This is a genomic window from Streptomyces sp. NPDC001351, from assembly GCF_042896045.1.
In the GTDB taxonomy this organism is placed as follows: domain Bacteria; phylum Actinomycetota; class Actinomycetes; order Streptomycetales; family Streptomycetaceae; genus Streptomyces.
This window is the reverse complement of record NZ_JBIAWS010000004.1, coordinates 328,764-340,631: the sequence shown is the minus strand read 5'-3', so window position 1 is coordinate 340,631 and position 11,868 is coordinate 328,764. Positions and strand designations below refer to the sequence as shown.

The 11,868-nt window shown below is 68.1% G+C and carries 12 protein-coding genes; 7 read left to right on the top strand and 5 right to left on the bottom strand.

Annotated features, from left to right (window positions below):
- The first annotated feature begins 9 nt into the window (after nucleotides 1–9).
- Entirely contained in the window at nucleotides 10–1,449 is a 1,440-nt protein-coding gene (locus ACFY1U_RS16455) for a cryptochrome/photolyase family protein (RefSeq protein WP_390694808.1), read from the top strand.
- A 284-nt stretch (nucleotides 1,450–1,733) separates the two neighbouring features.
- Nucleotides 1,734–2,567, top strand: coding sequence for a helix-turn-helix transcriptional regulator (locus tag ACFY1U_RS16450; RefSeq protein WP_390694807.1), 834 nt, complete (start codon nucleotides 1,734–1,736; stop codon nucleotides 2,565–2,567).
- A 3-nt stretch (nucleotides 2,568–2,570) separates the two neighbouring features.
- Here the strand turns inward: ACFY1U_RS16450 and ACFY1U_RS16445 are convergent, their stop codons facing one another.
- The gene (locus ACFY1U_RS16445; protein ID WP_390694806.1) at nucleotides 2,571–3,257 is read right to left on the bottom strand and encodes an SDR family oxidoreductase; all 687 of its coding nucleotides are present in this window, start codon (nucleotides 3,255–3,257) and stop codon (nucleotides 2,571–2,573) included.
- A 288-nt stretch (nucleotides 3,258–3,545) separates the two neighbouring features.
- On the bottom strand, nucleotides 3,546–3,923 hold the full coding sequence (locus tag ACFY1U_RS16440; RefSeq protein WP_390694805.1) for a ribosome-inactivating family protein: 378 nt from the start codon (nucleotides 3,921–3,923) through the stop codon (nucleotides 3,546–3,548).
- Between the two features lie 776 nt (nucleotides 3,924–4,699).
- Here ACFY1U_RS16440 and ACFY1U_RS16435 point away from each other — a divergent pair.
- Both ACFY1U_RS16435 and ACFY1U_RS16430 read left to right on the top strand, forming a co-directional pair.
- Nucleotides 4,700–5,287: a hypothetical protein gene (locus ACFY1U_RS16435; RefSeq protein WP_390694804.1), complete on the top strand. Its 588-nt coding sequence runs from the start codon at nucleotides 4,700–4,702 to the stop codon at nucleotides 5,285–5,287.
- Nucleotides 5,197–6,027, top strand: coding sequence for an RICIN domain-containing protein (locus tag ACFY1U_RS16430; RefSeq protein ID WP_390694803.1), 831 nt, complete (start codon nucleotides 5,197–5,199; stop codon nucleotides 6,025–6,027). Before ACFY1U_RS16435 ends, ACFY1U_RS16430 begins: the two co-directional genes overlap by 91 nt.
- 607 nt (nucleotides 6,028–6,634) lie before the next feature.
- On the opposite strand, the gene arsM is transcribed toward ACFY1U_RS16430, so the two are convergent.
- A complete protein-coding gene (gene arsM / locus ACFY1U_RS16425) occupies nucleotides 6,635–7,528 on the bottom strand; it encodes an arsenite methyltransferase (protein ID WP_390694802.1) in 894 nt (297 codons plus the stop codon).
- Nucleotides 7,529–7,633: 105 nt separating this feature from the next.
- On the opposite strand from arsM, the gene ACFY1U_RS16420 reads away from it, so the two are divergent.
- From ACFY1U_RS16420 to ACFY1U_RS16410, 3 genes are read left to right on the top strand one after another with little or no spacing between them, the layout of a single operon-like run.
- Entirely contained in the window at nucleotides 7,634–8,008 is a 375-nt protein-coding gene (locus ACFY1U_RS16420) for an ArsR/SmtB family transcription factor (protein ID WP_390694801.1), read from the top strand.
- The gene (locus ACFY1U_RS16415) at nucleotides 8,005–8,748 is read left to right on the top strand and encodes an aquaporin (protein ID WP_390694800.1); all 744 of its coding nucleotides are present in this window, start codon (nucleotides 8,005–8,007) and stop codon (nucleotides 8,746–8,748) included. Before ACFY1U_RS16420 ends, ACFY1U_RS16415 begins: the two co-directional genes overlap by 4 nt.
- A 24-nt stretch (nucleotides 8,749–8,772) precedes the next feature.
- Entirely contained in the window at nucleotides 8,773–9,201 is a 429-nt protein-coding gene (locus ACFY1U_RS16410) for an arsenate reductase ArsC (RefSeq protein ID WP_390694799.1), read from the top strand.
- A gap of 958 nt (nucleotides 9,202–10,159) precedes the next feature.
- Here ACFY1U_RS16410 and ACFY1U_RS16405 read toward each other — a convergent pair.
- Nucleotides 10,160–10,450 carry a CPCC family cysteine-rich protein gene (locus ACFY1U_RS16405; protein WP_390694798.1) on the bottom strand — a complete coding sequence of 97 codons (291 nt, stop codon included), beginning with the start codon at nucleotides 10,448–10,450 and terminating at the stop codon, nucleotides 10,160–10,162.
- Nucleotides 10,451–10,678: 228 nt separating this feature from the next.
- Nucleotides 10,679–11,734 (bottom strand): PP2C family protein-serine/threonine phosphatase, encoded by a 1,056-nt coding sequence (locus ACFY1U_RS16400; protein ID WP_390694797.1) that lies wholly within the window; start codon nucleotides 11,732–11,734, stop codon nucleotides 10,679–10,681.
- Nucleotides 11,735–11,868: the final 134 nt, after the last annotated feature.

Here is an 11,868-nt window from a genome sequence, read left to right as displayed (position 1 = left end):
CGAGGAACCGTGCGCGTCTCGGTCGCCCTGTTCACCGCCGACCTGCGGGTGCACGACAACCCGGTCCTTCAGGCCGCTGTGAAGGACGCGGAACGTGTGGTCCCGCTCTTCGTCGTCGACAGCGGCATCCGCCGCACCGGCTTCGCCGGACCCAACCGCGCGGCGTTCCTCGCCGGCAGCCTGGCCGATCTCGACACGGCCCTGCGGGCCCGGGGCGGCCGGCTGGTGGTGCGCGTCGGTGACGTGGTCGAGGAGACCTGCCGGGTGGCGGCGGAGACGGGGGCCGCCGTGGTGCACATCGCGGGCGGGGTGAGCCGCTACGCGGCACGGCGCGAGGACCGGCTGCGCGCGGAGCTCGCCGGCGACCGGCGCGAACTACGCGTCCACGATGCCTCGTTGACGGCTGTGCCACCGGGGGCGCTGACGCCCGCGGGCAAGGACCACTTCGCGGTCTTCACCCCGTACTTCCGCCGATGGGAGAGCTTCTCCGTGCGCGGCGTCCTGCCGGCACCGGACGCCGTACGGCTACCGGACGTGGGCTCGGCCGGCCTTCCTCGCGCAGAGTCCCTCACGTCGGGTTCCACCTCGCCGGGCCTGCCCGCCGGCGGGGAGTCCGAGGCCCGCCGCAGGCTGCGGTCATGGCTGGCGGGCCCGCTGTCCGCCTACGGCGACCGGCATGACGACCTGGCCGCCGACGCGACGTCCCGGCTCTCTCCCTACCTGCACTTCGGCTGCCTCTCACCCACCGAACTGCTGCACCGGGCCCGCGCCCAGGACGATCCCGGTGCGCGTGTCTTCGTCCGCCAGCTCGCCTGGCGGGACTTCCACCACCAGGTCCTGGCGGCCCGCCCCGACGCCGCCGACCACGACTACCGGCCCCGGCACGACCGTTGGCGCCGCGCCACGAAGGAGTTCGAAGCCTGGCAGGACGGCCGCACGGGCTACCCCGTCGTCGACGCCGCCCTGCGACAGCTTCGCCACGAGGGCTGGATGCCGGGCCGTGCCCGCCTGCTCGCGGCGAGCTTTCTCACCAAGACGCTGTACGTGGACTGGCGGGCGGGCGCCCGCCACTTCCTGGACCTCCTTGTCGACGGCGATGTGGCGAACAACCAGCTCAACTGGCAATGGGTCGCCGGGACCGGCACGGACACGCGCCCGAACCGGCTCCTCAACCCACTCGTCCAGGCACGCCGGTACGACCCCCGCGGTGAGTACGTACGCCGCTGGCTCCCCGAGCTCAGCCACCTCGACGCCACCGCGGTCCACCGCGTCGTCCACCTCGACACAGCCACCCGGCAGGGCCTGGACTACCCCGCCCCGATCGTGGACCTCGCCGCGGCCGCCACCCGATTCAGGGAGCGGCGGAGCCCACCCCCAGACTCCGGTGGGACCGCGCAGCCCTCGATGAGACGGGACAGTTCCGGAGCTCTGGGCCCTTTCACCGCGTGAGCCCCGGTTCAAAGCCCCACCCGACGCCAACTCAAATGAGGCGGGACACTTGCGGGCGTAGACAACTGTTGGCCGGCTGGGAAGATCGGTTGGCCTGGAGTTCGTGGTGACCGAGCGGCCGGAGGTGCGATGTCCCTGCAGATGAAGGCATGCGCAAGAACGCTCGCATGCACTGAAGAACAGGCTTTCACGGTGATTTCTTCTGCCGGCACGGAGGGCGGGCTGTTCGGCGGGCCCGTCGAGGACTTCCGGGAACGCGTCGAACCGGTCACCGCGGTGGACGGATGACAACGCCGGACCGCAGGCGTGAGCTTGCAGAGTTCCTCCGCAGTCGGCGGGCGCGGCGTACGCCAGAGGAGGCGGGGCTGCCGACCTTCGGGCGGCGGCGCACTCCCGGGCTGCGGCGTGAGGAAGTCGCGACGCTCGCCGGGGTGAGCATCACCTGGTACACGTGGCTGGAGCAGGCCCGCAAAATCCGCGTCTCGCGTCAGATTCTCGGGAGCCTGGCCACTGCACTTGGACTTGATGAGGTCGAGCGTGCCCATCTCTTCCGGCTGGCCGATGAACCGCCTCCGGACGGGGCGCCTTCGCGCGCCGAACTGCCACCCCAGTACAAGCTGTTGCTCACCCACCTCGACCCGAACCCGGCCTTCATCGTGAACCCGCGGTTCGACATCCTGGCCTGGAACCGCGGCTGCGAACTCCTCTACGGTGACCTGGCCGCCCTGCCCACATCGCGGCGCAACGTCCTGTGGCTCACGTTTACCGCACCCGAGGTGCGGGAGATGACCCGAGACTGGGAGACGGAGGCCGCGCTCACCGTCGCGCTGTTCCGCACGCAGGCGAACGAAGGCATCCTGGCGCCCGAGATCACCGGACTCATCGCGGAACTTGCTGACGCCAGCCCCGACTTCGCCCGCTTGTGGCGACGCAAGGAACTGGCGCCGTTCGTGCCCAAGGCCCGTACCATCGACCATCCGCTGCTCGGCGAGGTCACCCTCGATTACGTGAAGCTGCACGTGGCGAACGACGACAAGACGCTGGTGTCGTACCTGCTACCACCGGGCTCAGAAGTGGAGAGCCAATTCCTGAAGCGCATAAGGATTCCGGGTGAGTGAACGTCAAGCGACCGTGAACCCGCCGTCGACCGGGAGGACCGTGCCCGTCACGTAGTCGGCGCCGATGAGGTAGGCGATCGCGTTCGCGACGTCGCCGGGCCGTCCGATCCGCTTGGCCGGAAGGTCCGCCGCCACGGCGGTGAACTGAGCCGCACGCTGTTCCTCCGGCAGGAACGACCACCAGGGAGTGTCGACGGCCCCGGGGGCCACGGCGTTGACCCGCACCGGAGCCAGTTCGGCTGCGAGCGGGGACACGATCCGCTCGATCGCCCCGTTGACCGCGGCGAGCGCCACGCTGCCGGGCAGGGCAGCCCTCGCGGTGGCTGCGGAGATCATCGTGACCGAGCCGGTGACGTCGGCCTTCTGGATCGCGTGCAGGTACGGGAAGAGCTTGCCGTCGAAGGCGCCCCTGATGCTGGTCAGGCTCACGTCCGTGAGCGATCCGAGCCCGAGCGCGCCCGGGCTGAATGCCAGCACGAGATGGTCGATGGCGCCGATCCGCTCGAAGAACTCCGTCACGTCCGTTTCCGAGGTGCCGTCGATCTGTTCGGCACCGGCCACCCGGTCCTTGGCTGCCGCCAGCTTCTCGGGGTCCCGTCCGGTCACGATCACCTCGGCGCCGGCAGCAGTCAGTCTCTCGGCTGCTGCGAGGCCGATCCCGGACGTCCCACCCATGATCACAACGCGCATCGCGTGCGCCTCCGATTCCGTAGATCTGTGTTCTGCTCGCCCCCTCAGCCTCGAGAATCCGGAGACAGTGATCCAGATAGGCCTGATGCTGGTGGTCCGGCCACCCCCCAGGGTGATCGGCGCTATGTGTCTGACCTGGACAGACGTCATCTCCCGGAGGCCCTTGGCCTGGCCTGTAGCCCTGGTCTGATCAACAGAACCACCCTCCACCGAACCACTTGCCCCCGGACAGTTCCGGCGGGGCAGGGAACGCCGGGAGAACCGCGACCGGGGCAGAGCCCTCCTGCCCTACTGCCAGGTCAGCGTCATGGCCACCTGGGCGTCGAGCGCCTGGAGGGTGGCGAACCGCCCGTTGCCGATCTGGAAGTTCACCGGAACGCCGTGGTTCGTGGCTTCCTGGAGGCAGTTTGAAATGGCCTCCCACCGGTTCTCCAGCTCCCTGCCTGTCACCTGGAAGTCCTGTCCCGCGCCCCCGTTGCCGCTGACGGTGTCCCAGGCCCCCGAGGTCCAGATGTCGTTGGTGCGCATCGCCTGCTGGATCCGGGAGGAGATGAAGTCGTAGCGGGCGCCCTCGGCGAAGGCCTGGACGAGGACGAGCAGACCCCGCGCACTGTCCCGCCAGTTGCCGCCTGCCACGTCGCTGACCGCGGCTTGGATGGACGGCATGGCATGCCCTGGGTGCTGCGGTCGATCTGACCGGCATTCTCCAGTTCAGGTCGCCGGAGGGCAGCACCTTGGTGCGTGCGAGAAGTCCGTACGAAAAGTCCGGCCTCCTTGAGGCGGCTGATGAACTCCTCCGTGGAGGGGACGCAGGCCACTGCGCGGGGCACGGTGAGGCGTGAAGCCCTGGACGAGTAGTTCCGATTTCGGGGTTCACGGACGCAGGGAGGGTGTCCAACATCGGGTTGTGGCGACCGAGAGGCCCGCTGGCCGCGCTGGGCCTGATCAAGCGGGTCATCCGGTCCCTGGCGGGCGTTCAGAGGCTGTCTGGTCGATCCGAAAGTCGATGAACGGCAGGTCCTGGCCGCTTTGGTCGACGAAGAACCGCACCTGGCCGTCGCCCGGCTTGGCCTGCTGATTCTGGCCGACAAGGGCTACATCGCCGCCGAACTGCGGCCGGACAGGTCCAGGCGGTGGATTGACGCTCCCGCACCGGCCCGCTGCCCCGATGGGCGGCGGGGCCGACTCCTCCGCCTCCAGAAATGAGTAGTACTCATTCGGTAGCGAGAATGCGTGTCAGTGCCCCCAAAGAGAGAAGGGGTTTATAGGGAGTTAACGGACATAATCTCGCCCTGAAGGCTATCGAGGCACTGTTCTCTCGAAATGAAGCCTGCGTAAGCCCTTGATGGAGCCTGGTCATAGGGCGGCTAATTTCACCCACAGAAATCGCCGAGCCGCGATGAGCGTCTGCTCGACCGTCCGAGCCACCAGGATGGATCAGGATGAAGCCCCTCCCCTCCGTCGTCCGCAAGGCGCCAGTGGCGCTTGCGGCGGCCGTCTCTGCCACGCTGCTGACCTCCCTCGCCGCACCGCTCCCGGCCTCGGCCGCAACCCAGGCGACGTACTACGTCGCGCCCAACGGCGACGACGCCAACGCCGGGACGATCACGGCGCCGTTCAAGACCCTGCAGCACGCGCGGGACGTGGTGCGCACCGTCAACAGCGACATGACCGGAGACATCAACGTCTTTCTCCGCGGCGGAAACTACCCGGTGAGCAGCACGATCGCCTTCACCTCGGCCGACTCCGGGACGAACGGCCACCATGTCGTGTACTCCGCCTACCAGAACGAGAAGCCGGTCCTGAACGGAGGCGTTCAGGTGACCGGCTGGACGCAGCACAGCGGGAACATCTGGAAGGCCTCGCTGAACCGCGACGTCAAGCTCCGCGCGCTCTACGTCAACGACAAGCGCGCTCAGATGGCGTCGAAGGGGCCCTCGTGCGGCAGCGCTGGAACCACGTCGACGACAAGGACTCCGGTCTCACCTACTCCGGGACCTGGTCGAACTGGAACGACACGAAGGACCTGAACGGGTCCGAGAAGTACACGGGCACCGCGGGCAACTACGCCGAGTTCTCGTTCAACGGCTCGGGCGTGCGGTACCTCGGCATGACGCAGCCGAACATGGGCAAGGTGGACGTCTACCTCGACGGCACCCTCGCCCAGGCAGGCATCGACGCCTATGCCTCGACGGTGACGAAGCAGGTACCGCTGTTCGAGAAGACGGACCTGGCCGCGGGCCCGCACACGATCAAGGTGGTGTGCACCGGGACGAAGAACACCGCCTCCAACGGCACCGTCTGCGCGGTGGACGCTTTCGCCTCCATCTCGTTCCCGGCCACGAACGCCAACTACAAGCTGATCGACAAGAAGAGCGCGCTTGTGGCCGACGTCTCGGGTGCGTCGACGGCCTCCGGGCGCATCATCGACCAGTGGACCGACAACGGTCAGGCGAACCAGAACTGGAGCTTCGTCCCGGTGGGTGACGGCAGTTACAAGGTCGTCAGCCGGAACAGCCCCAATGTCCTGGACGTCAGCGGTGCTTCCACCGCGGACGGTGCGAACATCATCCAGGCGACCGACACCAACGCCACGGACCAGCACTGGACGCTGATCGACACCGGAAACGGCTACTACAAGATCAAGAACGTGAACAGCGGCAAGCTGCTCGACGTGTCCGGGGGGTCGACCTCGGCAGGCACCCAGCTCGTCCAGGCGACGGACACCAACGCCGACAGCCAGCTGTGGAAGGTGGTCAACGTGGACTGACCTGGTCCGCGAAGGAAGCAGCCCCGGCGTAGATCCGGCGGGCCGCCTCCACCCGGGCCGACCGCAGGGCTCCCCGCTTCCTCAGCGAAGCGGGGAGCCCTGCGGCGCGCGGGGGACCACGAGGCCTGCGCGGCCGGCCGCCTGGCCCAGCCCGGGGCCAGGTGTCTTGGGGGGGAAGAGGAGCTCGGGGGCACGCGCAGGGTGTAGCGGGTCTCGGGCTCCAGCTCCGGGAGGCGTACGGGCGCGCCGTTCTCGGCGACGGAGGTGGCCAACTGTAGGTAGGCGAAGACGGCGCCGCCGCAGGCAGGACTCGATCTCCAACCCTGGGTGGCGGCCGCGCCATTCGTCCAGGAGCCGGGTAGACCGCCCGTCGTCCGCGCCTGCACGCCGGGTCGGCCGTCGTGGACGGCGTCGTCGAAGTCGCGGTTGTGATCCCACTTGACATAGCGTGTGGGCTCTTTCTGACGTGCCGGCCGCGATGATCGCCCGGACAGCTTCCAGCGTCGACGCGTGGGGTCGAGTCGAGCTGGCCCCGACCCCGCGCGTCGGCTGAGCGCACAGCCGACCGCGATTGTCGCGGCCCGTTGTCACGCCCGACAGGGGCTGGTCAGCCCTGGCAACCGCACCCCGATGCGGCCTTGGCTTCCGGCACCGTGGTGGCGGGATCGGTGGCCTGCTCGTCCGAGGTGCAGCAGGCGGCGACACCGCAGCACGCGCCCGTCGCGGCGTCCGAGGAGCCCGGCTCATCAGTGGTGGAGGGCTTGACCGCGCGAACGACAGCCGAGTGCATCCCTTCGGCGACGGCGTGGGTGGGCGTGATCTCGATGCCGGTGAACCCGGCGGCTTCGAGCCCTTCCCGGTATTCGGTGAAGGACAGCGCGCCGGCGATGCAGCCGACGTAGTCACCCCGTTCGGCGCGCTGTTCGGTGGTGAGGGTGTCGTCGGCGACGACATCGGTGACGCCGATACGGCCGCCGGGCCTGAGCACGCGGAACGTCTCGGCGAAGACGGCGGGCTTGTCGACGGACAGGTTGATCACGCAGTTGGAGATGACGACGTCGATCGTGTCGGCAGGGAGGGGGATGGCCTCGATGGTGCCCTTGAGGAACTCGACGTTGGTGGCTCCCGCCTTCTCGGCGTTGGCCAGGGCCAGGGCGAGCATCTCGTCGGTCATGTCGAGCCCGTACGCCTTGCCGGTGGGGCCGACGCGGCGGGCGGAGAGCAGGACGTCGATGCCCCCACCGGAGCCGAGGTCGAGGACGCGTTCGCCCTCGCGCAGTTCCGCTACGGCGGTCGGGTTGCCGCAGCCGAGGGAGGCGGCGACCGCCTCGGCGGGCAGGACGTCGCGGTCGTCGGCGGCGTACAACGTGGAACCGAAGTTCTCGTCGACCTCGACCGGCTCCGGCCCGCAACAGGCGGTGCTGCCCTCGGTGACCTGCACGGCTGCGGCGGCGTAGCGTCGGCGGACGGTTTCGCGCAGGTGGCTGGACTGCTCGTTCATCACTTCACCCCTGGGTGACTGGGCATGGCGGTGCCCGGAACGGCCTGTATTGAAGTTCGTTGATGCAACCTTGCGCCTTGGATCGAAGAACGTCAACATAGAGGCATGTCGAAACAAGAGCTTGAGGTGGTCGGCCAGGACGCCGCCTGCTGCCCTGGGCTGGCGTCCGCGCCGCTGGACGAGGACCAGGCGGCCGACCTGGCGAAGGCGTTCAAGGCGCTGGGTGACCCGGTCCGGCTGCGCCTGCTGTCGATGATCGCCTCACGCGGGGAGGGCGGTGAGGTCTGCGTGTGCGAGCTGACCCCGGCCTTCGACCTGTCCCAGCCGACGATCTCCCACCACCTCAAGCTCCTGCGCCAGGCCGGTCTCATCGACTGCGAGCGCCGTGGCACGTGGGTGTACTACTGGGTGCTGCCGACGGCTCTCGACCGGCTCGCCGTGTTCCTGAAGACGCCGACCGCGGTCGAGGCACTCGCGTGAACGCCTCCCTGGGGCGCCGTGCCCTGGCCGAGGCCGTCGGCTCGGCGGCGCTGGTCGCGGTGGTGGTCGGCTCCGGTATCCAGGCCACCGAGCTGTCCCGGGACGTCGGCGTCCAATTGCTCGCCAACTCGCTGGCCACCGTGTTCGGCCTGGGCGTGCTCATCGTGCTGCTCGGGTCTGTCTCCGGGGCTCACTTCAACCCGGTCGTCACCCTTGCGGCCTGGTTCACCGGCCGCCGCGACGGGAAGGGGCCCGCGGCCCGGGATGTGGCCGCGTACGTCCCGGCTCAGATCGCGGGAGCGACAGTGGGTGCGGTCCTGGCCGACGCCATGTTCGGCAGACCGCTGGTGCGGTGGTCGACGCACGACCGCTCGGCCGGCCACCTCCTGCTGGGCGAGATCGTGGCCACGGCCGGCCTCGTCCTCCTGATCTTCGGGCTGGCCCGCGTCGGCCGTGCTCATTTCGCCCCGGTCGCGGTGGCGTCGTACATCGGGGCCGCGTACTGGTTCACGTCCTCAACGTCGTTCGCGAACCCGGCAGTGACGATCGGCCGTGCCTTCACGGACACCTTCGCCGGCATCGCACCCGGATCGGTCGGCCCCTTCATAGCGGCCCAGATGGTCGGTGCCGTACTCGGACTGGTGCTCGTAGCCGTGGTCTTCGGGCGCCCGGCCCCCGCACAGGCCGGTGCCTCCGCCATGCACGCCGAGCCCGAACTCGCCGCCCCCACCCTTCCCTGACCCACCGCCCAGGAAGACGCCACCATGAGCAGCAGCCCCACCGCCGACCGGCCCTCCGTCCTCTTCGTCTGCGTCCACAACGCCGGCCGCTCCCAGATGGCCGCCGCATTCCTCACCCACCTAGCCGGGGACGCAGTGGAGGTCCGCTCGGCCGGCTCGGCCCCTGCCGACACGGTCAACCCCGCGGTCGTCGAGGCGATGCGCGAATCAGGCATCGACATCTCCGCCGAGACTCCGAAGATCCTGACCGTCGAGGCGGTCCAGGCGTCGGACGTCGTGATCACCATGGGCTGTGGCGACACCTGTCCCGTCTTCCCCGGCAAGACCTACCTGGACTGGAAGTTGGACGACCCCGCAGGGCAGGGCGTCGACGCCGTACGCCCCATCCGCGACGAGATCGAGGACCGCATCCGCGGCCTGCTGGCCGAACTCGATGTGCCGCTCCGCGCGTGACAGTCGCTGCGTGGCGACCGGCGTCGTGAACTGCTGCTTTGCGTAAGCGACTTCGTAGGCACCCCACGTGATAGCGGCTCAGGTCACACTAAATGCGTCTCGCCATTCGAGACGCCCGAGGGTGGGTTGCCTAAAGTGGCGCCCTGGCACCCCTGGAACAGCCGCCTGACGTCGACTTAGGGCACGCGGAGAGCACGCCACCCTGAAATTGGTCTAGACAACAAACAAATCCCCAGGGGCACTGACCTGGGGTTTCATCATGGAGCGGGTGACGAGAATCGAACTCGCGCTCTCAGCTTGGGAAGCTGAGGTGATCTGGGGCCTAATCCGCGGCTGACCTGCTGCTGAGCGGAATCGGTGTCTGGAGCGAGGCTGGCTGGTTCCCCGGTGTTTCCCGTGGTTCCCCGCACGATCTGGCACGCGTCTGGCACGACCTCTTCGTCCCGAAGCAACCGAGGCGAGACCCTGAACACTGGATCAACGCTGTTGCCGCGTTGCTTCCTCGACCCTTGCCCTGGTCCGCCTTATCGCCCATGGGCCGGCTATCAGGACCGCAAGAGCAACCACACCCGAACTGACCAGGGTCTCGGTCCACGGTGTTCCGCTCTGCCTCCACACCACGATCGTCGACGCAGTAACCACAGCGTCGACCCCGAGCAGGACTGCCCATAGGCGGCCCGTAGACATCGATCTATCAGACATAGGCCTTACCTTAAGGCGGTTGTTCGGCAAGCGCTCCCTCGTGATCAACGGAGCGGCTTTGGACTGGAGTCTTCATGAGCGAGCCAAGCATCGATGGGTGCGCTCATTAGCCGAAGAAGTGAAGGGCCGGGTCTCTGAGTTGCGGCCGTGTTATTGATCAACGCTTCGACCTGTGACTTGGTTGTCGGTGGTTGTCAGCGTTGGTCGTCGTTGAGCACCCTCTGACGGCCCCGGGACGGCCCGTCAACCGGTGATGTCAGGACAGCGGATGCTCGTGTGGCAGTGGCTCCCGAACGAACTGGACGCGCCGCTCGTCGCAGGCACCGATGGCGTCGAAGTTCCGACGGGCCTCAGTCAGACTCAGCCGGCCGTTTGGTCCGCCGCGCACTCTGTCGGCGTCGTGGTCGTCCTGGCCGTCGTCCTCCCAGAAGCACACGGGGCAGATCTCATAGAGGCCGCGCTCGGCAAGCGTCAGGTAGCCACAGCACGGACACCGATAGGGGCCGCCCTGTGGGCCGCGGTTTACGTTGATGAAGGGTTCAGTCACGGCCGCATCCTGGCGAAGTCCCGCTGCCTGCGCATCCGGATATGCCGCCCACAGTCCTAGGTCGGAAGACGCCGTATGTGGATAGCGGCTGACCTGGCAACGCGCTGACCTGGGTCGACGTCCGATCGGTGCCGCTGTTCCCCGCGAATCCCCGCTGTGTCCCGCCGGAACGGGCACGCAACGGGCACGCAGGGCACAGCCGGCCTTCTGCTTAACACTGATCACAGGTCAATTCGGCGCTGTGCCGTCTGCGGGCTGACGTTGGATGGCGATCAAGGCGGCGTCGTCGTCGAGCCGGCCGCCGACGTGGTGGAGAAGGTCGCTGCGGAGGTGGTTGAGGAGTGCCGTGGGATGGCGGTGGTTCTGGGGGGTGAGTCGGTCGGCGAGCGGGTAGAACGCGCCGTCGGCGTTGCGGGCTTCGATGGCACCGTCGGTGTAGAGGAGGAGGGTGTCTTCGGCCCCTAGGGCGAAGGTGTCGAGGTGGTAGGTGGTTTGCGTCAATGCGCCCAGGCCCAGCGGGGGCGCGGGTTGGCCGGCTTCCAGGGGCACGACGTCATTCGCTTGTAGGAGTAGCGGTGGGGGGTGTCCGCAGGTGACGCTTCGCACGAGGGGCTCGGCGTCGGGGATTTCGAGGAGAGTGGCGGTGACGAACGCCTCTTCGGTCTCTTCGTGGCTCACTGCTTCGGATGCGTTGCTGCGGACACTTGAATCCAGGTAGGCGGCGAGTTCCGGCAGCGTGGTCAGCCGGCGGGCGGCGTCGCGGAACGTGCTGATGGTGTGGGCAGCGATGCCGACCGCCGCCAGGCCCTTGCCTCGAACATCGCCGATGATCAACCGTGTCCCCGTGGGCGTGCGCACGGCGGCGTAGAGATCTCCGCCGATGCGTGCTTCATCCTCTGCCGCCAGGTACGTCGAGGCCAGGCGAAGGGGGCCGAGTCGGTGGGGGAGGGGAGGCAGTATGGCGCGTTGCGCGGCCTCGGCGACAGCGCGCAGTTGGACCAGCTTTCGCTGTCCGTGTTCCGTCAGGTACCGGGCGATCGTGACGGTCGCCGAGGTCGCAACGAGGGCAGCCTCCTGTGGCAGGTTCACGGATTGGCGGACCAGGAAGATGGCCGCCAAAGCCGACATGGTCATGATGGCGACAAGCGAGGTCACCCGCGAGCTCGCGTACCAGGAAGTGAGTACAGGCGCCATGATCAGCAAGTCGCCGAGGTGAACCGAGCCAGGCACCTGAAGATCGATGAGTGTGATCGCCAGAATGAGCAGCAAGGCGATTGTCGGCACGGATCGTGGTTGCGGCAAGGTGCGTGAGTGAAGGAGTGACGGTCTAGCTCGGTGATGCACCAGGTGTGGCTCCTGCATGCGACCTGGAGCCGTATAGGCGGGGTCGCGGACCGTGAATGCCATGCGCTGCTCCG

Coding starts and splice junctions, on each gene's coding strand:
- ACFY1U_RS16420 (WP_390694801.1), top strand. CDS start 7,634: ATGTCGAAACAAGAGCTTGAGGTGGTCGGCCAGGACGCCGCCTGCTGC.
- ACFY1U_RS16410 (WP_390694799.1), top strand. CDS start 8,773: ATGAGCAGCAGCCCCACCGCCGACCGGCCCTCCGTCCTCTTCGTCTGC.
- ACFY1U_RS16445 (WP_390694806.1), bottom strand. CDS start 3,257: ATGCGCGTTGTGATCATGGGTGGGACGTCCGGGATCGGCCTCGCAGCA.
- ACFY1U_RS16435 (WP_390694804.1), top strand. CDS start 4,700: ATGAAGCCCCTCCCCTCCGTCGTCCGCAAGGCGCCAGTGGCGCTTGCG.
- arsM (WP_390694802.1), bottom strand. CDS start 7,528: ATGAACGAGCAGTCCAGCCACCTGCGCGAAACCGTCCGCCGACGCTAC.
- ACFY1U_RS16440 (WP_390694805.1), bottom strand. CDS start 3,923: ATGCCGTCCATCCAAGCCGCGGTCAGCGACGTGGCAGGCGGCAACTGG.
- ACFY1U_RS16450 (WP_390694807.1), top strand. CDS start 1,734: ATGACAACGCCGGACCGCAGGCGTGAGCTTGCAGAGTTCCTCCGCAGT.